General features: G+C 61.3%; 23 protein-coding genes. 11 read left to right on the top strand and 12 right to left on the bottom strand.

Annotation, left to right across the window (positions count from 1 at the left end; translation table 11 throughout):
• Positions 1–73 precede the first annotated feature (73 nt).
• The 9 genes from AC1RR7_RS21925 to nrdR form a co-directional block, all read right to left on the bottom strand.
• Positions 74–811, bottom strand: a complete 738-nt coding sequence (locus tag AC1RR7_RS21925; protein WP_096820754.1) for a substrate-binding periplasmic protein — start codon at positions 809–811, stop codon at positions 74–76.
• Positions 812–839: 28 nt separating this feature from the next.
• Complete coding sequence (locus AC1RR7_RS21920; protein ID WP_096820753.1) at positions 840–1343, bottom strand: phosphatidylglycerophosphatase A family protein; 504 nt, start codon at positions 1341–1343, stop codon at positions 840–842.
• Complete coding sequence (thiL, locus tag AC1RR7_RS21915) at positions 1340–2305, bottom strand: thiamine-phosphate kinase (protein ID WP_096820752.1); 966 nt, start codon at positions 2303–2305, stop codon at positions 1340–1342. The genes AC1RR7_RS21920 and thiL overlap by 4 nt, the downstream gene beginning before the upstream one ends.
• An 18-nt stretch (positions 2306–2323) precedes the next feature.
• Positions 2324–2824, bottom strand: a complete 501-nt coding sequence (nusB, locus tag AC1RR7_RS21910) for a transcription antitermination factor NusB (RefSeq protein ID WP_096820751.1) — start codon at positions 2822–2824, stop codon at positions 2324–2326.
• Entirely contained in the window at positions 2821–3297 is a 477-nt protein-coding gene (gene ribH / locus AC1RR7_RS21905; protein WP_003228649.1) for a 6,7-dimethyl-8-ribityllumazine synthase, read from the bottom strand. Before ribH ends, nusB begins: the two co-directional genes overlap by 4 nt.
• Before the next feature lie 91 nt (positions 3298–3388).
• A complete protein-coding gene (gene ribBA / locus AC1RR7_RS21900) occupies positions 3389–4480 on the bottom strand; it encodes a bifunctional 3,4-dihydroxy-2-butanone-4-phosphate synthase/GTP cyclohydrolase II (RefSeq protein WP_065259547.1) in 1092 nt (363 codons plus the stop codon).
• A 16-nt stretch (positions 4481–4496) separates the two neighbouring features.
• Positions 4497–5159 (bottom strand): riboflavin synthase, encoded by a 663-nt coding sequence (locus AC1RR7_RS21895; RefSeq protein ID WP_085712322.1) that lies wholly within the window; start codon positions 5157–5159, stop codon positions 4497–4499.
• Positions 5160–5206: 47 nt separating this feature from the next.
• Positions 5207–6340 (bottom strand): bifunctional diaminohydroxyphosphoribosylaminopyrimidine deaminase/5-amino-6-(5-phosphoribosylamino)uracil reductase RibD, encoded by a 1134-nt coding sequence (gene ribD, locus AC1RR7_RS21890; RefSeq protein WP_493091863.1) that lies wholly within the window; start codon positions 6338–6340, stop codon positions 5207–5209.
• Positions 6337–6801 carry a transcriptional regulator NrdR gene (gene nrdR / locus AC1RR7_RS21885; protein WP_003228656.1) on the bottom strand — a complete coding sequence of 155 codons (465 nt, stop codon included), beginning with the start codon at positions 6799–6801 and terminating at the stop codon, positions 6337–6339. The genes ribD and nrdR overlap by 4 nt, the downstream gene beginning before the upstream one ends.
• Before the next feature lie 128 nt (positions 6802–6929).
• On the opposite strand from nrdR, the gene AC1RR7_RS21880 reads away from it, so the two are divergent.
• From AC1RR7_RS21880 to trxA, 3 genes are read left to right on the top strand one after another with little or no spacing between them, the layout of a single operon-like run.
• Complete coding sequence (locus AC1RR7_RS21880; protein WP_096820929.1) at positions 6930–7394, top strand: YbaY family lipoprotein; 465 nt, start codon at positions 6930–6932, stop codon at positions 7392–7394.
• Complete coding sequence (locus tag AC1RR7_RS21875) at positions 7391–8047, top strand: class I SAM-dependent methyltransferase (RefSeq protein WP_085712325.1); 657 nt, start codon at positions 7391–7393, stop codon at positions 8045–8047. Before AC1RR7_RS21880 ends, AC1RR7_RS21875 begins: the two co-directional genes overlap by 4 nt.
• A 39-nt stretch (positions 8048–8086) precedes the next feature.
• On the top strand, positions 8087–8959 hold the full coding sequence (trxA, locus tag AC1RR7_RS21870) for a thioredoxin (RefSeq protein ID WP_096820749.1): 873 nt from the start codon (positions 8087–8089) through the stop codon (positions 8957–8959).
• 4 nt (positions 8960–8963) lie between these two features.
• On the opposite strand, the gene AC1RR7_RS21865 is transcribed toward trxA, so the two are convergent.
• Positions 8964–9320 carry a hypothetical protein gene (locus AC1RR7_RS21865; protein ID WP_273537889.1) on the bottom strand — a complete coding sequence of 119 codons (357 nt, stop codon included), beginning with the start codon at positions 9318–9320 and terminating at the stop codon, positions 8964–8966.
• Between the two features lie 125 nt (positions 9321–9445).
• Here AC1RR7_RS21865 and AC1RR7_RS21860 point away from each other — a divergent pair, with 125 nt between their 5' ends.
• The 8 genes from AC1RR7_RS21860 to AC1RR7_RS21825 all read left to right on the top strand — a co-directional run bounded on the left by AC1RR7_RS21860 (position 9446) and on the right by AC1RR7_RS21825 (position 15674).
• Positions 9446–10027: a PAAR domain-containing protein gene (locus tag AC1RR7_RS21860; protein WP_255261922.1), complete on the top strand. Its 582-nt coding sequence runs from the start codon at positions 9446–9448 to the stop codon at positions 10025–10027.
• Positions 10024–10974 carry a CHAP domain-containing protein gene (locus AC1RR7_RS21855; RefSeq protein ID WP_096820747.1) on the top strand — a complete coding sequence of 317 codons (951 nt, stop codon included), beginning with the start codon at positions 10024–10026 and terminating at the stop codon, positions 10972–10974. The genes AC1RR7_RS21860 and AC1RR7_RS21855 overlap by 4 nt, the downstream gene beginning before the upstream one ends.
• Complete coding sequence (locus AC1RR7_RS21850) at positions 10971–11534, top strand: hypothetical protein (protein ID WP_096820746.1); 564 nt, start codon at positions 10971–10973, stop codon at positions 11532–11534. The genes AC1RR7_RS21855 and AC1RR7_RS21850 overlap by 4 nt, the downstream gene beginning before the upstream one ends.
• A 157-nt stretch (positions 11535–11691) precedes the next feature.
• The gene (locus AC1RR7_RS21845; protein WP_273537884.1) at positions 11692–12294 is read left to right on the top strand and encodes a DUF2796 domain-containing protein; all 603 of its coding nucleotides are present in this window, start codon (positions 11692–11694) and stop codon (positions 12292–12294) included.
• A 15-nt stretch (positions 12295–12309) separates the two neighbouring features.
• Positions 12310–13020, top strand: a complete 711-nt coding sequence (locus AC1RR7_RS21840; protein WP_096820744.1) for an ABC transporter ATP-binding protein — start codon at positions 12310–12312, stop codon at positions 13018–13020.
• Between the two features lies 1 nt (position 13021).
• Positions 13022–14287 carry an ABC transporter permease gene (locus AC1RR7_RS21835; RefSeq protein WP_493158414.1) on the top strand — a complete coding sequence of 422 codons (1266 nt, stop codon included), beginning with the start codon at positions 13022–13024 and terminating at the stop codon, positions 14285–14287.
• Between the two features lie 11 nt (positions 14288–14298).
• A complete protein-coding gene (locus tag AC1RR7_RS21830; protein WP_096820927.1) occupies positions 14299–14817 on the top strand; it encodes a DUF3299 domain-containing protein in 519 nt (172 codons plus the stop codon).
• 158 nt (positions 14818–14975) lie between these two features.
• Positions 14976–15674, top strand: coding sequence for an OmpW/AlkL family protein (locus AC1RR7_RS21825; RefSeq protein WP_007955593.1), 699 nt, complete (start codon positions 14976–14978; stop codon positions 15672–15674).
• Between the two features lie 190 nt (positions 15675–15864).
• Here the strand turns inward: AC1RR7_RS21825 and AC1RR7_RS21820 are convergent, their stop codons facing one another.
• Positions 15865–16794 (bottom strand): NAD-dependent epimerase/dehydratase family protein, encoded by a 930-nt coding sequence (locus AC1RR7_RS21820; protein WP_102620875.1) that lies wholly within the window; start codon positions 16792–16794, stop codon positions 15865–15867.
• On the bottom strand, positions 16787–17671 hold the full coding sequence (locus AC1RR7_RS21815; protein ID WP_493158412.1) for a sugar nucleotide-binding protein: 885 nt from the start codon (positions 17669–17671) through the stop codon (positions 16787–16789). The genes AC1RR7_RS21820 and AC1RR7_RS21815 overlap by 8 nt, the downstream gene beginning before the upstream one ends.
• Positions 17672–17791: the final 120 nt, after the last annotated feature.

Raw genomic sequence — 17791 nt, 5'->3', positions numbered from 1 at the left:
CCTGCAGGCGCTTAGGCTGAATTATCGGCCATAACGATCAAAAAGTTTGATAACAGGCCCGACATCATCGCGTTTACTCGAACGGATACGGCTGCTTCCAGTGCTCGAAGATCGGTTTCAGCTCGCCGCTTTTCACCAGTTGTTCCATGCGCTGGTCGTAGATCGACATCAGTGCGCGGGCCTGCGGGGTGTCGGCGAAACCGAGGTACAGCGGCAACTCCGCCAGATGCGAGTAATGGTATTGCGAAGGGTCGGCGGCGTTTCTCACCACCGCTTCGATTTCCGTCAGCGCATCGATGTAGTAATCCGCCCGCCCCTGCTTGAGCATCGACAGGATTCCGGTGCGGCGTTCGATCTGGTTGAAGCGTTTGACGTTCGGCAGGTAGGTTTCATACCGATAACCCCGCACCCAGGCCAGTCGGTACTTGCCAAGGTTCGCCTGGGTCGGCGACGGGTTGCTGGCAAGGCCGAGTGCGTAGATGTGGTCGGAATCGAAGTTCCATTTCGGGTACAGCACCTGCTCGGCTTCACCGCGATAGGAGCCGACCAGTGCGTCGACTTCCTTCAGTTGCACCAGGCCCACCGAACGGGTGTACGGCACGGAGCGGATATCCAGAGTCACGCCGGCCGGCTCGAACACTTTGCGCAACACGTCCCAGCCCAGGCCGTGGCCATCGGCAGCGGTGTAGTCTTCCCATTCTTCGCTGGCCAGGTGAATGACCGACGGCGTTGCGTCCTGCGCCTGCGCCACCGCACCGGCCAGCACACCCAGCAGGGTAAAAAACAGTATCGCCAAGCCGCGTCGAGCCATCCCTGTGTCCCTCATCCACGCCTTGAAATCAGGCGAAAATCCACACCAGTCCCTGCATCGCCAGCCAGGCGAACACGCCCGCCAGCACGTCGTCGAGCATGATGCCGACGCCGCCATGCACATGCCGGTCGATCCAGCGGATCGGCCATGGCTTGAGGATGTCGAAGAAGCGGAACATCAAAAACCCGGCGAGCAACCAGTACCAGCCTTCCGGCACCAGCCACAAGGTGATCCACATCCCGACCATTTCGTCCCAGACGATGCCTTCGTGGTCGTGTACCCGCAGATCGTCGGCGACCTTGCCGCACAGCCAGAAGCCGAACAGCATGGTGATCCCGAGCATCAGCCAGTAACCCCAGTCGGGCAACATCTGCCACAACGGAATAAAGGGTAGCGCAACTAACGACCCCCACGTGCCCGGTGCTTTCGGCAAGGTGCCGGAACCGAAGCCGAACGCGAGGAAATGCCAGGGGTTGCGCCAGACCGACGGCGGAACGAACTCGCCGGGAACCTGTTTCGGGTGATCTGTCACGGTGACTCCTGAAAATGTTGATAACCCCGGATTTGCGGGGTGATGTCATGCCCTTCGCGATCCAGCAGCACCACGCCCTGCCCCTCGGCCACGCGCCCGATCACATGGATCGGCCAGCCATCGGCCAGCAGCGCCGGCAATTCGACGGACGGCAAGGTAAAGGCCAGCACGTAATCATCGCCACCACTCAACGCCGCACGCTCGGCGCCGCGCTGACCGAGAAACGCCACCAGCGCCTCCGACAGCGGCACGCGCTCACGCTCGACTTCGAGGCGAACCTTCGAGGCCAGTGCAATGTGGCCGCAATCGGCGAGCAAGCCATCGGAGATATCCAGCGCCGACGTAGCCTTGCCACGTAAGGCCTGACCGAGGGCGAGTTGCGGTTGCGGCGACCAGTAATGATCGAGCAGCGGCTGGGCGATGTCCGGCTCGGCTTCGCGCTGGCCGAGCACCAGCGGCAAGGCCCCCGCGGCATTGCCCAGTTCGCCGCCGACGCACAGCAGATCGCCCGGCTGCGCGCCGCTGCGGGTCAGGGCCTTTCCGGCCGGGACACGACCGAACACGGTGACAGTCAGGCTCAACGGCCCACGCGTCGTGTCACCGCCAACCAGTGCCACGCTGCAGCTTTGCGCCATACGGTTCAAACCACGGGCATAGGCTTGCAGCCAATCGGCAGTCACCGTCGGCAAGGTCAGGGCAAGGGTAAAGGCAACGGGCGTGGCGCCCATGGCAGCCAGATCGCTGACCGCCACGGCCAGCGAGCGCTGACCGAGCAGAAACGGATCGCAGGGATCGGCGAAATGCACGCCGGCCACCAGCGTATCGGTGGAAATCGCCAGCTGTTCCCCGGAAGGAACCGCCAGCAAGGCGCAGTCGTCGCCGATCCCCAGTGCAACGCCTTCGCCCCCCTGCGCACAAGGCGCGGCGGCGAAGAAATTGCGGATCAGCTCAAACTCGCCCATTGCGATATCAAGCGCTGATCAGCGCTTGAACGCCTTGACTTCAGCTTCACGCAGGCGCGGAGCCAGCTTGTCGAGAACGCCGTTGACGAACTTGTGGCCGTCGGTGGAACCGAACACCTTGGCCAGTTCGATACCTTCGTTGATCACAACGCGGTAAGGCACGTCGACGCGCTTGAGCAGCTCCCAGGTGGACAGGCGCAGAACCGCCAGTTCAACCGGGTCCAGCTCTTCGATCGCCAGATCCAGGCAAGGCGTGAGCGCGTTGTCGATTTCGGTGCGGCTGGCCGGAACCCCGTGCAGGATTTCGCGGAAATACGCGCCATCGACATCGGTAAAATCGTTATCGACCCGGAATTGCGCTTCGATCTCGTTCAGCGAAGCCTTGGCCATGTGCCATTGATACAGAGCCTGAGTCGCGAGCTGACGGGCTTCGCGGCGCTTGACGCTCTTCGATGGCTTGCCGGCATCCGCAGGTTTCGGATCGCGCGGGTTGAAACGATCGCTTTCGTCGCTAATCACTTGGCCTCCAACTGCGCCAGCAGGCTGACCATTTCCAGAGCGGACAGGGCAGCTTCAGCACCTTTGTTGCCGGCTTTGGTGCCGGAACGTTCGATGGCTTGCTCGATGGAATCAACGGTCAGGACGCCAAAAGCGACCGGTACGCCGAACTCCATGGACACCTGGGCCAGGCCCTTGGTGCACTCGCCAGCCACGTATTCGAAGTGCGGAGTGCCGCCACGAATGACCGCGCCCAGGGCGATGATTGCTGCGAACTCGCCTTTCTGGGCGACTTTTTGCGCAACCAGCGGGATTTCGAAGGCGCCAGGTGCGCGGATGATGGTGATGTCGCTTTCGCTCACGCCGTGGCGAACCAGGGCATCAACTGCACCGCTGACCAGGCTTTCAACCACGAAACTGTTGAAACGGCCTACTACCAAAGCGTAGCGGCCTTTAGGGGCGATGAAGGTACCTTCGATGGTCTTCAGGGTCATTCGTCAGATCTCTTAAAGAGCCGGGACGCGTCTGTTTCGCGTCCCTCAGTGATTTATTTGCCGCGAATTCGGGTCCGGAAACAACCGGTCATTATTCGGAGGGCACGTATTCTACAACTTCCAGATCGAAACCGGATATCGCATTAAATTTCATCGGTGCCGACATCAGGCGCATTTTGCGCACACCGAGGTCACGCAGGATCTGCGAACCGGCACCGACGATGCTGTAGGTGGTCGGTTTTTTCACCGCCGCCTGATCGCCGGTTTCGCGGATGTGCGCCAGCAACACGTCGCCATCGAGCGGGTGACCGAGCAGCAGCACCACACCGCTGCCGGCCTCGGCGACCGCAGCCATGGCGGCGCGCAGGCTCCAGCGGCCCGGTTGCTTGACCATCAGCAGGTCGCGCAGCGGGTCCATGTTGTGCACACGAACCAGGGTTGGCTCTTCGGCGCAAACGGTGCCCAGGGTCAGTGCCATGTGCACGTCGCCTTCCACGGAATCACGATAGGTCACCAGGTTGAATTGGCCCAGTTCGCTGTCCAGTGGCTGCTCGGCAATCCGCTGAACGGTACGTTCGTGGATCATCCGGTAGTGAATCAGGTCGGCGATGGTGCCGATCTTGATGTTGTGTTCGGCCGCGAAAGCTTCCAGTTCGGCGCGACGGGACATGGTGCCGTCGTCGTTCATCACTTCGCAGATCACGCCGCTCGGCTCGAAACCGGCCATGCGTGCCAGGTCGCAAGCCGCTTCGGTGTGACCGGCGCGCGCCAGGGTGCCGCCGGCCTGGGCCATCAGCGGGAAGATGTGGCCCGGGCTGACGATGTCTTCGGCTTTCGCGTCTTTCGCCGCAGCCGCTTGCACGGTGCGCGCGCGGTCAGCGGCGGAGATGCCGGTGGTCACGCCTTCGGCGGCTTCGATCGACACGGTGAACTTGGTGCCGAAACCGGAACCGTTGCGCGGTGCCATCAGCGGCAGCTTCAGGGTTTCGCAGCGCTCGCGGCTCATCGGCATGCAGATCAGGCCACGGGCGTGCTTGGCCATGAAGTTGATGTGCTCGGCCTTGCAGCATTCGGCGGCCATGATCAGGTCGCCTTCGTTCTCGCGGTCTTCGTCATCCATGAGGATGACCATCTTGCCTTGGCGGATGTCTTCAACCAGTTCTTCGATGCTATTGAGCGCCACAAGGCACCCCCTTCAGTCAGGATTTGAGGTAGCCGTTGGCGGCCAGAAAGCTTTCAGTGATGCCGCCGGACGTTGGCTCTGCAGCCTTGTCGCCCAACAGCAGACGCTCCAGATAACGCGCCAGCAAGTCGACTTCCAGGTTCACCCGGCGACCTGGCTTGTAGGACGCCATGATGGTTTCACTCAAGGTGTGCGGGATGATCGTCAGCAGGAATTCGGCGCCATCGACCGCGTTCACGGTCAGACTGGTGCCGTCGACGGTGATCGAGCCTTTGTGGGCGATGTACTTGGCCAGCTCTTTCGGCGCGCGGATGCGAAATTCCACGGCGCGGGCATTATCGCTGCGCGAGACCACTTCGCCGACACCGTCGACGTGACCGCTGACCAGGTGTCCGCCGAGACGGGTGGTCGGGGTCAGGGCTTTTTCCAGGTTGACCGGGCTACCGCTCTTCAGGTCATTCATGGCGGTGCAGTCGAGGGTTTCGCGACTGACGTCGGCGGCAAAGCCGTCGCCCGGCAGCTCTACAGCGGTCAGGCACACGCCGTTGACCGCGATGCTGTCGCCGAGTTTGACGTCGCTCAGGTCGAGCTTGCCGGTTTCGACATGCACCCGCACATCACCGCCCTTTGGGGTCAGTGCGCGGATACTGCCGATGGATTCGATGATGCCGGTAAACATGGGGTTCTCCTTGAGAACGAAGCCAGCGCTAACGCGATGGCCGGGAATTATACGCTCGCCGATGAGACAGGGATTGCAGTGACTCGCCAGTCATCGCCAACCGCGCGAATTTCTGTGATTTTCAGCTCCGGCGCATCCTTCATATAGGCTAGCGGCCAGTCCAGCAACGGACGCGCCGTGGAGCCGAGAAACTTGCCGGCGATGAAGATCACGAACTCGTCGACCAGGCCGAGCTGGGCAAACGCACCGGCCAGTCGCGGACCGGCCTCGACCAGCACTTCGTTGACGCCACGGCTGGCCAGTTCAATCAGCAATTGGCGCAGATCGACCTGACCGTCATCACCCGGCACGATCAGGCATTCCGGGCCGTGGGCATATTGCTCTTCGATGGCCACGCAGGTGGCGACCAGCGCCGGGCCAGCCTTGAAGAACGGCGCATCCAGCGGAACCCGCAGGCGCCCGTCGATCAGCACGCGCAGCGGCGGACGGCTCAGGGCCAGCGCGGTTTGCTCGGCATCCAGCCCCAGCTCATCGCCGCGCACGGTCAGTCGTGCGCCATCGGCCAGCACCGTATCAGCGCCGGTCAGCACCACGCTGGCCTGGGCGCGCAAACGCTGCACCGCCGAACGCGCGGCAGGCCCGGTGATCCATTGGCTCTCACCGCTCTCCATCGCCGTGCGACCGTCGAGGCTCATGGCCAACTTGACCCGCACGAACGGCAAGCCGTGTTCCATGCGTTTCAGAAAACCTTGATTGAGCTTGCGCGCTTCGCTTTCCAGCACACCGCTTTCGGTGGCGATGCCGGCATCGGCCAGACGCTGCAAACCGCGCCCGGCCACTTGTGGATTCGGATCGCGCATTGCCGCAACCACCCGACCGACGCCGGCATTCACCAGCGCATCGGCGCACGGAGGTGTACGACCGTGATGGCTGCAAGGTTCGAGGGTGACATAAGCGGTGGCGCCCCGGGCCAGCTCACCGGCGGCGCGCAGGGCGTGGACTTCAGCGTGGGGTTCGCCGGCACGCTCATGCCAGCCTTCGCCGACAATCTGCCCGTCGCGCACGATCACGCAGCCTACCCGTGGATTGGGATGGGTCGTGTAATGCCCTTTGCGCGCCAATTCCAGGGCCCGGGCCATGAAGTGGGCGTCGAGGATGGCCTGTTCGGCGGCGGCGGTCATTCTTTCACCGGTTCACGGGCGAGGCGGTCGATCTCTTCGCGGAACTCGTTGAGGTCCTGGAAGCGGCGATACACGGAAGCGAAACGGATGTAGGCGACTTCATCGAGCTTTTGCAGCTCGGCCATCACCAGTTCGCCGACCACGAGGGATTTGACCTCGCGTTCGCCGGTGGCGCGCAGCTTGTGTTTGATGTGCACCAGCGAGGATTCGAGACGCTCGACGCTAACCGGACGTTTCTCCAGGGCGCGCTGCATGCCGGCGCGGAGTTTTTCTTCGTCGAACGGTTGGCGGCTGCCGTCGGTTTTGATCAGGCGCGGCAACACCAGTTCGGCCGTCTCGAACGTCGTGAAACGTTCGCCGCAGGCCAGGCATTCACGCCGGCGGCGCACCTGTTCGCCCTCGGCGACCAGACGCGAGTCGATGACCTTGGTGTCGTTGGCACCGCAGAAGGGACAGTGCATGGTGGCTGGCAACAAAAAAAGGGAGGGCCATGGTAGCGCATCCCGGTGGCAAGACAAGCCATAGGCTTTGCGGTATACAGACTGCCATGATCGTTTGATCCATGGATTTCATTTTGCTGGAGCCGCCAATGTCGTTACGACCGCTCGTTTTGCTCAGTGTTTTCAGCCTGCTGGTGGCTTGTGGCAGCGACGCGCCCAAGCCGCAGCCGCCTACACCGGGCCCGGCGCCGCAACAGGCGCAGAAAAAGGCCAGGGAAGCTGCCGACCTCGGCCCGCTGCCCGCGTATCAACGGGAACTGAGCGGCACCCTGCAAGGCGTGCCGGCTGGCGCCGAAGTCGAACTGGCGCTGCTGGTGATCGACGAGAAAGGTCGCCCACAGCAGTTACTCGCCAGCTCCAGCCTGATCGGCAACAACCAGGTTCTGCCGTTTCGCCTGCGTTTCAACCCTGACGCCTTCCCGGCCGGCGCGCGGGTCGAACTGCGGGGCCGCGCCACTCAATCCGGCCAGTTGATCCTGCACCTGCCGTCGCAGACCATCAGCCAGCCGACCACCCAGGCGCTGGGCCAACTGCAATTTGTCAAAGCCCCATGAATGCACCGTTAGACCTGCAACAGGCGCTGGGCGAGTTGCTCGGCGATGCCCGGCTGGTGGCCTGCCCGCTGCCGGACACTGATCTGAAACTGTGGCTGATCGACGGCGACAACATGGCCCGGGAATTCAGCCCGGACGAAACCCGGCGAATCCTGCACGAACCGCCGTACTGGAGTTTCTGCTGGGCCAGCGGCCTGGCCGTGGCACGTTACTTGGCGGAATTTCCCGAGTGGGTGCGTGGCAAACGCGTACTGGATTTCGGTGCCGGCTCCGGGATCGCCGGGATTGCCGCCGTGAAGGCCGGCGCGCTGGAAGTGGTGGCCTGCGACCTCGACCCACTGGCGATTGCCGCGTGTCGGGCCAACGCTGAACTCAATGATGTGCAGATGAGCTATTCCACGGACTTCTTCGCCGAGGCGGATCGCTTTGATCTGATCCTGGTGGCCGACGTTCTGTACGACCGTGAGAACCTGCCGCTGCTCGATGCGTTTCTCAGTCGCGGTCGCGAAGCATTGGTGGCGGATTCGCGGGTCAGGGATTTCCGTCATCCGCTGTACCGGCGGATCGAAATGCTCGAAGCCATGACCCTGCCGGATCTGGCCGAGCCCGAAGAGTTTCGCCATGTCAGCCTCTACCACGCGGCCCGCGCCTGACCGTATAGTTGCCCCATTCACGCTTTTACGAGATACCCCATGAGTCAGCAAACGCCGTACATTTTCGACGCCACGACGGCCGACTTCGACCAGTCGGTGATCGAGGCTTCTTTTCAAAAACCGGTGCTGGTGGATTTCTGGGCCGAATGGTGCGCGCCGTGCAAAGCGCTGATGCCAATGCTGCAAGGCATCGCCGAGAGCTATCAGGGCGAGTTGCTGCTGGCCAAGGTCGACTGCGACGTCGAGCAAGATATCGTCGCCCGCTTCGGTATCCGCAGCCTGCCGACCGTGGTGCTGTTCAAGGACGGCCAACCGGTGGACGGTTTCGCCGGGGCCCAGCCGGAGTCCGCTGTGCGTGCCCTGCTCGAACCGCATGTAAAGATGCCGCCACCGGCCGCCGCCGATCCATTCGAACAGGCTCAGGCGCTGTTCGACGAAGGCCGTTACGCCGATGCCGAAGCCGCGCTGGTGGTGATGCTCAATGAAGACAACACCAACGCCAAGGCGCTGATTCTCTACGCCCGCTGCCTGACCGAACGCGGTGAACTGGGCGAAGCGCAAGCCGTACTCGACGCGGTCAAGAGCGACGAACACAAAGCCGCACTGGCCGGTGCCAAGGCGCAGATCAAGTTCCTTGGTCTGGCCCGCGACCTGCCGGACGCCGCCGACCTGAAAAGCCGTCTGGCGCAGAACCCGCAGGACGATGAAGCGGTGTATCAACTGGCGATCCAGCAACTGGCCCGTCAGCAATACGAAGCGGCGCTGGACGCTCTGCTCAAGCTGTTCATCCGCAACCGCAGCTACGGCGAAGGCCTGCCGCACAAGACCTTGCTGCAAGTGTTCGAACTGCTGGGCAACGATCACCCGTTGGTGACCGCTTACCGGCGCAAGGTGTTTGCGGCGCTGTACTAAGCGCTTACTCGATCCAGCTGTAGAGCGGTGTATCCCCGCCGCTCATGACTTTCACGTCGGATGAATGACGCAGGCGCACCAGCAAGCGCTTGCCCGCCGCCGCACTGCCGGTCAGCCCTTCGAGCTGATCCAGCAGCTCCGGCCCGCTGAGTTGCCCGGCCTTGCGCAACAAATCCCTGGCGACCTGCCACAACGCGTCATCCTGATTGACCGGTTTCGCCACCGGCGCCGCGGCTGCTTGCGGCTGGGCCGTCTGCACCTGCACGCCCAACTGCGAACCGAGCCGCGCCCAGTCGCTTTCATCCAGTTCCAGGGTCAAATCCACCGGCAACTCGCCGACGGTTCCGCGTATCCGCAACATAACTTCGCTCCCGCACATTTCTGACCTGCATGCTCCCATGGGACTTGTGTAACGCCAAGTGTCAGAAGCTGGCGACGCTTGCCTTATCGGCTACATTTCTTCTTTTTTTCATGGGAAGGAACCCCATGTCTTCAGGAAGAAAACTGGCGTCGAAGGGAGGCCCCACCTCTACAGGTGGCGTGATTCTCGAAGGAAACGAAAACCTGCGTATCGAAGGCAAAATCATCGCCTCGATCGGGCAACTTGCCAGTTGCCCGGCGTGCAGTGCTGGCCAAGGACCGATTGTCGCCGTTGGCGAAAGAACTCTGATCCTGCCCGCCGGCCCAGCTGCACTGGAGGGTGACTATATCGCCTGCGGCTGCCCGCCCATGGCCAACAAACTGCTCACTCAGCAACACAGCGGCTTCGCCGGCATTGGCCGTCCAGCTCCCATCGATATGGGCCCTTCGATTACCGCCCCGACTTCACATCGCTATCTGCAAGTCATCATCGAACGCCTGGACGACTCCCAGAAACCAGGACTTGCCTACAGACTCAAAGACAAGAAAAAAACAGCCGTCCTGCAAGACATCACCTGTAATGCAACAGGCGAAGGCTGCGAACACCCTGTGGAAAGCCATTCGGATTACGACACTCTGTTGGTCGGTGAAGAGTCCGAGTGGACGTTTTACGCTTATGAAGAATCCCTGAATCAGGACTTGCCATGAAGTCGGAAATCAAACTCGTCTTTAAAGACTTTCTGATGCAGCCACCAAAAGGCGTGAAGTTTCAGTTGCTGATCGACGGACTTGTCATTGATGACAACATCGTTCAAAACGATGACAAACCCCGCATCTACTCACTCGTTTCGGACAAGACTCAAACCGCTATTACCCGCTTGGACGCCCAGAAATTACCTTCGATAAAAAGCCGTGACAGCTACGAAGTCACCGTTCAAATTGTTGGTAACTCCGGCGCAAAAAAGGCAATGCATACAGCCACGCTGAATTCAGGTAAATCGCTGTCGATAGTTGCAGTATCACCTTGGGTAAAAGTGCCCCTATCCACCAGCGGCAAAGTCTCTAACGACACATTCTACGAGGTCGAGTATGGCGTCAAACGGAGGGATGAAACCCGCACCGTAAAGGTGGTCATCCAGGACATGCCGCGCCGCATACTGATGGAGGCGCTATCACACCGAGGTTCGACTGAATGGGCCGGCAACAAAGTCAAACATTCTTTACCGCATCCAACGCTTAAGAAAAGCGTGGAGTTCAGGGCGGAATCAAACAAGTGCAATGTGTTCGTCTATGACGTATTGACTGCCATCGGTGTCAACGTGGCGATGATCGAACATGGCTCTTCAAAATACATCCCGGGCTATTCCAAAGTGAGCCCGCCAACCGCAGGGGAATGGGCAGATGAGACCCGGCTGCTCAATAGTTGGAACGCAGAGAAATCTCCCCTACCCGGAGACGTTGGTGCGTATGCTGTCAATTACTCTGATGCCAGCGGTCACGTCGGATTTGTTCTGACTCAAGGTGTCTGCATTTCAGCAGGCTGGGACAAAATCGAAGTCAACGACGCAGGTTTTCGAATCGCATCGGGTAATGCTGCTCGCAGTGACCACGACTTCACCATCTTCCGACGTTACAAGTACAGCAAACCACAATGAAACGACTCTGGATAATCCTGGCTGCTTCACTCCTGCTCGTTGTGGCATGGCGCTTTTGGTCGCCTGCCGACCTTTCAGCCTGCACCTCCGAAGGCGCAGCACCAGGGCCGTTGAGCGCCATCATTCACAATTACTTTGAAAGTAATAGACGTATCGGATGGCGCGATATGGATGACCGCTTCGACATACTCTCTACTCCCGAAGGCCAAAAAATTGCCGGCCAACCAAAGCCGTACGCATGTGAAGCGTTACAGATACTGCAAAATCCCGCGTTCAGTGAGAGTGAAAAAATCTTCACTACGGCGTTGATGTTCCAGTTGCCGATCAGTCAGTACATGGGCTTCATGGATCGCAGCCATCAACTCTACTCAGAGCACAAAATAGATCCGGAGGTCATGAAGGTGGTGGTACTTCCGCGTGGAACGGCGATCAACTACTGGTGGCTTCCAGCCTGGCGCCAGCGCTTCACTCGCGATGCTCCGAACCTGCTCGACGAAAGTCTGATCCGCCATGTGCTAACGGGAGGCTACTGGTTCGACTATCCCGGCGCCGGATTCTGATTCAAAAATCGTGACATTCAATCTACGTGCCGCTCCGGGAACATCCCGGACGGTGCTCAGTGATGCCTTGCGCAAAGCGTGCGGGGCGGGCAAACTCTGCGCACTTTCGTTATAAGATTACATAACAAACTCTTCACTTTACTTCCCGGAGTTCGCCATGCGTCGTCTGCTGCTCGCTTTGCCGTTTGCCCTGTTGCCGCTGGCCATCGCCCAGGCTGCCGATGAGCATGACCACGATCATGAACACGGCAGCCTCGGTGCCCACGAACATGGCGTCGGTCGCCTGAACGCTGCGCTCGACGGCCAGACCCTGGAACTGGAACTGGAAAGCCCGGCGATGAACCTGGTCGGCTTCGAACACGTCGCCACCAGCGATGCCGACAAGGCCAAGGTCGCTGCCGCCCGGGCACAACTTGAGAAGCCTTTGGCGCTGTTCAGCCTGCCGGCCGCTGCTGGCTGCAAAGTCACCAGCCAGGAACTGTCGAGCCCGCTGTTCGGTGACAAGCCGGATGCCGACGATCATGACGACGATGACCACGACGAAGACGCCAAGGGCGGCGAAGCGCATCACCACGATCACAGCGAAATCCACGCTCACTACCAGTTCACCTGCGCAGCACCGGGCGCCTTGACTACTCTGGATCTGGCGAACATTTTCAATACCTTCCCGGCGACCCAGAAAATTCAGGTACAACTGATCAGCCCGAACGGCCAGCAAGGCACGGAAGTGACGGCCAAATCCGCCGCCCTGAAATTCTGATCACGAACCGGCACCATGACCCAAGCACTCATCGAACTGTCCGACCTGGGCTTCAACTGGCCCGGTCACCCGCCGCTGCTGGACATCCCGGCGTTTCGTCTGGAACCGGGTGAAACCCTGTTCCTCAAGGGCCCCAGCGGCAGCGGCAAGACCACCCTGCTCGGCCTCCTCGGCGGGGTGCAGAAGCCCGGTCGCGGCAGCATTCGCCTGCTCGGCCAGGAACTGACCGAACTGGGTGCCGGCGCTCGCGATCGCTTTCGTGTCGATCACACCGGCTACATCTTCCAGCAGTTCAACCTGCTGCCGTTTCTCTCGGTACGCGAGAACGTCGAACTGCCGTGCCATTTTTCGAAGCTGCGTGCAGAACGTGCGAAGCAACGTCACGGCAGCGTCGATCAGGCAGCCGCCACCCTGCTCGCCCACCTGGGCTTGAAGGACGAAGGCATTCTGGGACGCCGTGCCGACTCGCTGTCGATTGGTCAACAGCAACGGGTTGCCGCTGCGCGCGCGTTGATCGGTCAGCCGGAACTGGTGATCGCCGACGAGCCGACCTCGGCGCTGGACTACGACGCCCGGGAAAACTTCATTCGCCTGTTGTTCGCCGAGTGCCGTGAGGCCGGGTCGAGCCTGTTGTTCGTCAGCCACGACCAGAGTCTGGCGCCGCTGTTCGACCGTCACCTGTCCCTGGCCGAACTCAATCGCGCCGCCACGTCTGCCGAGGTCTGAGATGTATCTGTTCCGTCTGGCCATGGCCAGCCTCGCCAACCGCCGCTTCACCGCCCTGCTCACCGCGTTCGCCATCGCCCTCTCCGTCTGTCTGCTGTTGGCAGTGGAACGGGTGCGCACCGAAGCCAAGGCCAGTTTCGCCAGCACCATCAGCGGCACCGACCTGATCGTCGGCGCTCGCTCCGGTTCGGTGAACCTGCTGCTGTACTCGGTATTCCGCATCGGCAACGCCACCAACAACATTCGTTGGGACAGCTTCGAACACTTCGCCAGCAACCCGAAGGTGAAGTGGGCGATCCCGATGTCCCTCGGCGATTCCCATCGCGGCTATCGGGTGATGGGCACCACTGAAGCCTATTTCGAGCATTACCAGTACGGTCGCCAGCAGCATCTGGAACTGGCCGACGGCCGCGCCTTTGCTACCGATCCGTTTGAAGTGGTGCTCGGTGCCGAAGTGGCCGAGGCGCTGCATTACAAACTCGGCGACCATCTGGTACTGGCCCACGGCGTGGCGGCGATCAGTCTGGTCAAGCACGATGACAAACCGTTCACCGTGGTCGGCATTCTCAAGCGCACCGGCACGCCGGTGGACCGCACGTTGCACATCAGTCTCGGCGGCATGGAGGCGATCCACATCGACTGGCACAACGGCGTGCCGGCCCGTGGCAACGGGCGGATCAGTGCCGATCAGGCGCGCAACATGGACCTGACGCCGCAAGCGATCACCGCGTTCATGCTCGGCCTCAACAGCAAGATTTCCACCTTCGCGCTGCAACGGGAGATCAACGAATTCCGTGGCGAACCGATGCTGGCGATCCTGCCAGGTGTGGCCTTGCAGGAACTCTGGAGCCTGATGAGCACCGCTGAAAAAGCGCTGTTCGTGGTCTCGTTGTTCGTGGTGCTGACCGGGTTGATCGGCATGCTCACGGCGATTCTCACCAGCCTCAACGAACGCCGCCGCGAGATGGCGATCCTGCGTTCGGTGGGTGCGCGGCCGTGGCACATCGCGAGCCTGCTGGTGCTGGAGGCATTTGCTTTGGCGCTGACCGGGGTGATCGCCGGGCTGGCGTTGCTGTACATCGGCATCGCCGCGGCACAGGGTTATGTGCAGGCCAATTACGGCTTGTATCTGCCGCTCGCATGGCCAAGCGAGTATGAATGGACGCTGCTCGGTGGCATTCTGGCTGCCGCGCTGCTGATGGGCAGCGTGCCGGCCTGGCGCGCGTATCGCCAATCATTGGCCGATGGCCTGTCGATCCGTTTATGAGGATGTTCACCATGCCCCGCGCTGTCCTTGCGCTGCTGTTGCTGGTCGCCCTGCCCGTGTGGGCAGCGGCGCCGAAAGACCTGACCTGGTCGGAGATGATCCCGCCGGACGCGGCGCCCGAAGTGCCGAACATGACGCCGCTGCATGACCTGTCGAAGATGAGCGACGCGCTGTCCGCCGAATCCGCGCCGGCAGCCAAGCAGGACTTGCCCAACGCACCGGTGGTGCAAAGCCTCGACGGCCAGAACATCCGCCTGCCGGGCTACATCGTGCCGCTGGAAGTCAGCGAGGAAGGCCGCACCACGGACTTCCTGCTGGTGCCGTATTTCGGCGCCTGCATCCACGTGCCGCCACCACCGTCGAACCAGATCGTGCATGTGAAAAGCGCCGTCGGCGTGAAGCTCGACGAGCTGTATCAGCCGTACTGGGTCGAGGGGCCGCTGCAGGTCAAGGCGTCCACCAGCGAACTGGCCGATGCCGGGTATCAGATGGACGCAGACAAGATTTACGTCTACGAGCTGCCGGAGTAAATCCGGCAATCAGTTATAGCCCGCCAAATCGGCTTCGCGAGCAAAGGTTCCACAAAAAAACCGTCCATCACTGTTTCATTGAGCTGAGTCAAAAGACCGTATCAGACGGATTCGTACCATAGGACATCAAACATTTTTAACGTCCTTTGGGAGCTTCCATGAACAAGTCCTTGCTCAGCGCTTCGCTGTTTGCCCTCGCGCTCGCAGCCCCGCTCGCCCACGCCCACGAAGCTGGCGACATCATCGTTCGTGCCGGTGCGATCACCGTCAACCCAAAGGCCGACAGCTCCAGCGTCAAGGTCGATCAGGGTCCGCTGAGCGGCACCAACCTGGGCGGCAAGGCGACCATGAGCAGCGACACCCAACTGGGTTTGAACTTCGCCTACATGCTGACCAACAACATCGGTATCGAGCTGTTGGCCGCGTCCCCGTTCGAGCATGACGTGAAGCTCAAGGGCACCGCACTGCCAGCGGCCAACGGCAAGCTCGGCACCCTGAAACACCTGCCGCCGACCCTGAGCGTCGTCTACTACCCGCTGGACGCGAAGTCGGCCTTCCAGCCGTACATCGGCGGCGGCATCAACTACACCTGGATCTACGACGAACACGTCGGCAGCGAAGCCCAGTCCAACGGCTTCAGCAACTTCAAGGCGAAAAACTCCTGGGGCCTGGCCTGGCAGGTCGGCGCTGACTACATGCTGACCGACAACATCATGCTCAACGCCCAGGTGCGCTACATCGACATCGACACCCGCGCCACCGTCGAGAACAACGCCGTTGCGCCGGGCACCCGAGCAAAAGTGAATGTTGATGTCGATCCATTTGTGTACATGGTCGGTCTGGGCTACAAGTTCTAAGCGAGCAATCAAAGAACGTTCACGTGGTGGTGAATGAGGCTTGGTGGCGGGCAGACTCAGAACTGACGGCGATGTTACGCAATCGACCGGGGAGCAAGCTCCCTCGCTACAGGAAATGTGTTTGAAATCCGATTTCCGGCCGTGAAAAAGGCGCCTGTCAAAAGGCGCCTTTTTCATGTCCGCGAGAAGCTCAGCGGCCGAGCAAACGTGCCAGGCCAACGCTCATCGGCGTTGGCGTCGGGCACTTGAATCGCTCAAGCAGCCGAGCGTTGTTCGCCCGCGAATGACGGATATCGCCGGAGCGCGCCGGGCCATAGCTGACCGGCGGCAGCTCACCGACCACTGCTTCCAGCGCGGCCAGCATCTGCTTGAGGTTGGTCGCCTGATTCCAGCCGACGTTCACCGCGCCGACTTGTGCTTCAGGTTTTTCCAGGGCTTGCACCAGCACGTCGACCAGATCTTCGACGTACATGAAATCCCGGGTCTGCTCGCCATCGCCGAACACGGTGATCGGCAAGCCTTTCTGCGCGCGCTCACTGAAGATGCTGATCACGCCGGAGTACGGCGAGGACGGATCCTGACGCGGGCCGAAAATGTTGAAAAAGCGAAAGATCACCGGTTCCAGACCGTGCTGGCGACGGTAGAAATCGAAGTAGTGCTCACCGGCCAGTTTGTCCGATGCATACGGCGTCAATGGCGCTTTCGGCGTGTCTTCGTTGATCGACTCGCCCTCGCCATTGTTGCCGTAGACCGCGGCGCTGGAGGCGAACAGCACGCGCTTCACGCCGGCCTCGCGCATGGCTTCGCAGACGTTGAGCGTGCCGATGAAATTGCTCTGGTGAGTCTTCACCGGATCATCCACCGACGCCTGAACCGAAGCCACGGCGGCCAGGTGCGCGACTGCGCTGCAACCCAGCATCGCCTGGGCGACCAGCGCGGCATCGGCGACATCGCCGACGATCAGCTCGACCTTGGGATTGTCCAGCGGCAGGTTGCTGCGTTTGCCGGTCGACAAGTCATCGAGGATCCGTACCGAGTGGCCGTTGGCGAGCAACGCGTCAGTCAGGTGCGAACCGATGAAACCGGCGCCGCCGGTGATTAAAACAGGGCCGTCAGCCATGGCGATAAAACCTATCCAGTAAGCCCGGGAGTGCGGCACGCCAGGCGCGCGGCTTGATCCCGAAAGTGTGCAGAATTTTCTTGCAGGCCAGCACCGCGTGTTGCGGCTCTTCAGCGGCATCCTCACGCGCGGCATGGGCCTGGGCGGTCGGTTCTTCGATCGCCAGCGGATGCAGGCTGCGAGCCTCGGTGAGAATCGCCTGCCCCAGCGCCAGCGGCGTAGTCGCCTCGTGGCCGGCGTAGTGGTAAGTGCCCCACAGCGGCGCGGCGCAATCGAGTTGTTTGAGCACCGAAATGATCACCCGGGCCGCATCGTCGACCGGGGTCGGATTGCCGCGACGGTCGTCAGCCAGCAGCAATTCTTCCGGCTGTTCGGCACGGGCCAGGAATCGCCCGAGGGTGCCTTCCGGGCTGTCATCGAGCAGCCAGCCAAAGCGCAGCAACACGTGCTGCGGGCAAGTGGCGCGTACGCTCTGCTCGATCCGCCACAGCGCCTGACCGCGCAGGCCCAACGGCACGGGCTCGTCCTTTTCGCTGTAGGCGGTGGCACGGGAACCGTCGAATACCCGGTAGCTGGACGGTTGCACCAGCACGATGTTGTGGTGCTGGCACAGTTCGGCCAGACGCTCGATGGAGCGTTCCTGGCCCGACAGACGGCTTTCGCTGACGGTCTCGGCCTGGAACCAGTCGAAATAGTAGGCAAGGTTGATCAATGCATCGGGACGGGTGTCGTCGAGCAGTTGTGTCAGGCTCGCGGCATCCCAGCCGTCTTCGGGCGGGCGGGGGGCGAGGAAACCGATGTCTTCCTCCGCACCGAGGCGAATCAGCGCCTGCCCAAGGGCATTTCCGCCGCCCAGTAACATAAGGCGCATTCGCATAGAGTCAGCAGGCCCAGTCTGATTGGAACGATGGCTTTAGCGACGATGCGTGTGGCACCGTCGTCGATAATTGCCGGAATCGTTGCATTTTGCGGGTTTAGTGCGCAACCGTCACCCGTA

This window comes from Pseudomonas sp. GW821-FHT11G12, assembly GCF_058808055.1.
This window is presented reverse-complemented; position numbering and strand designations above follow the sequence as displayed.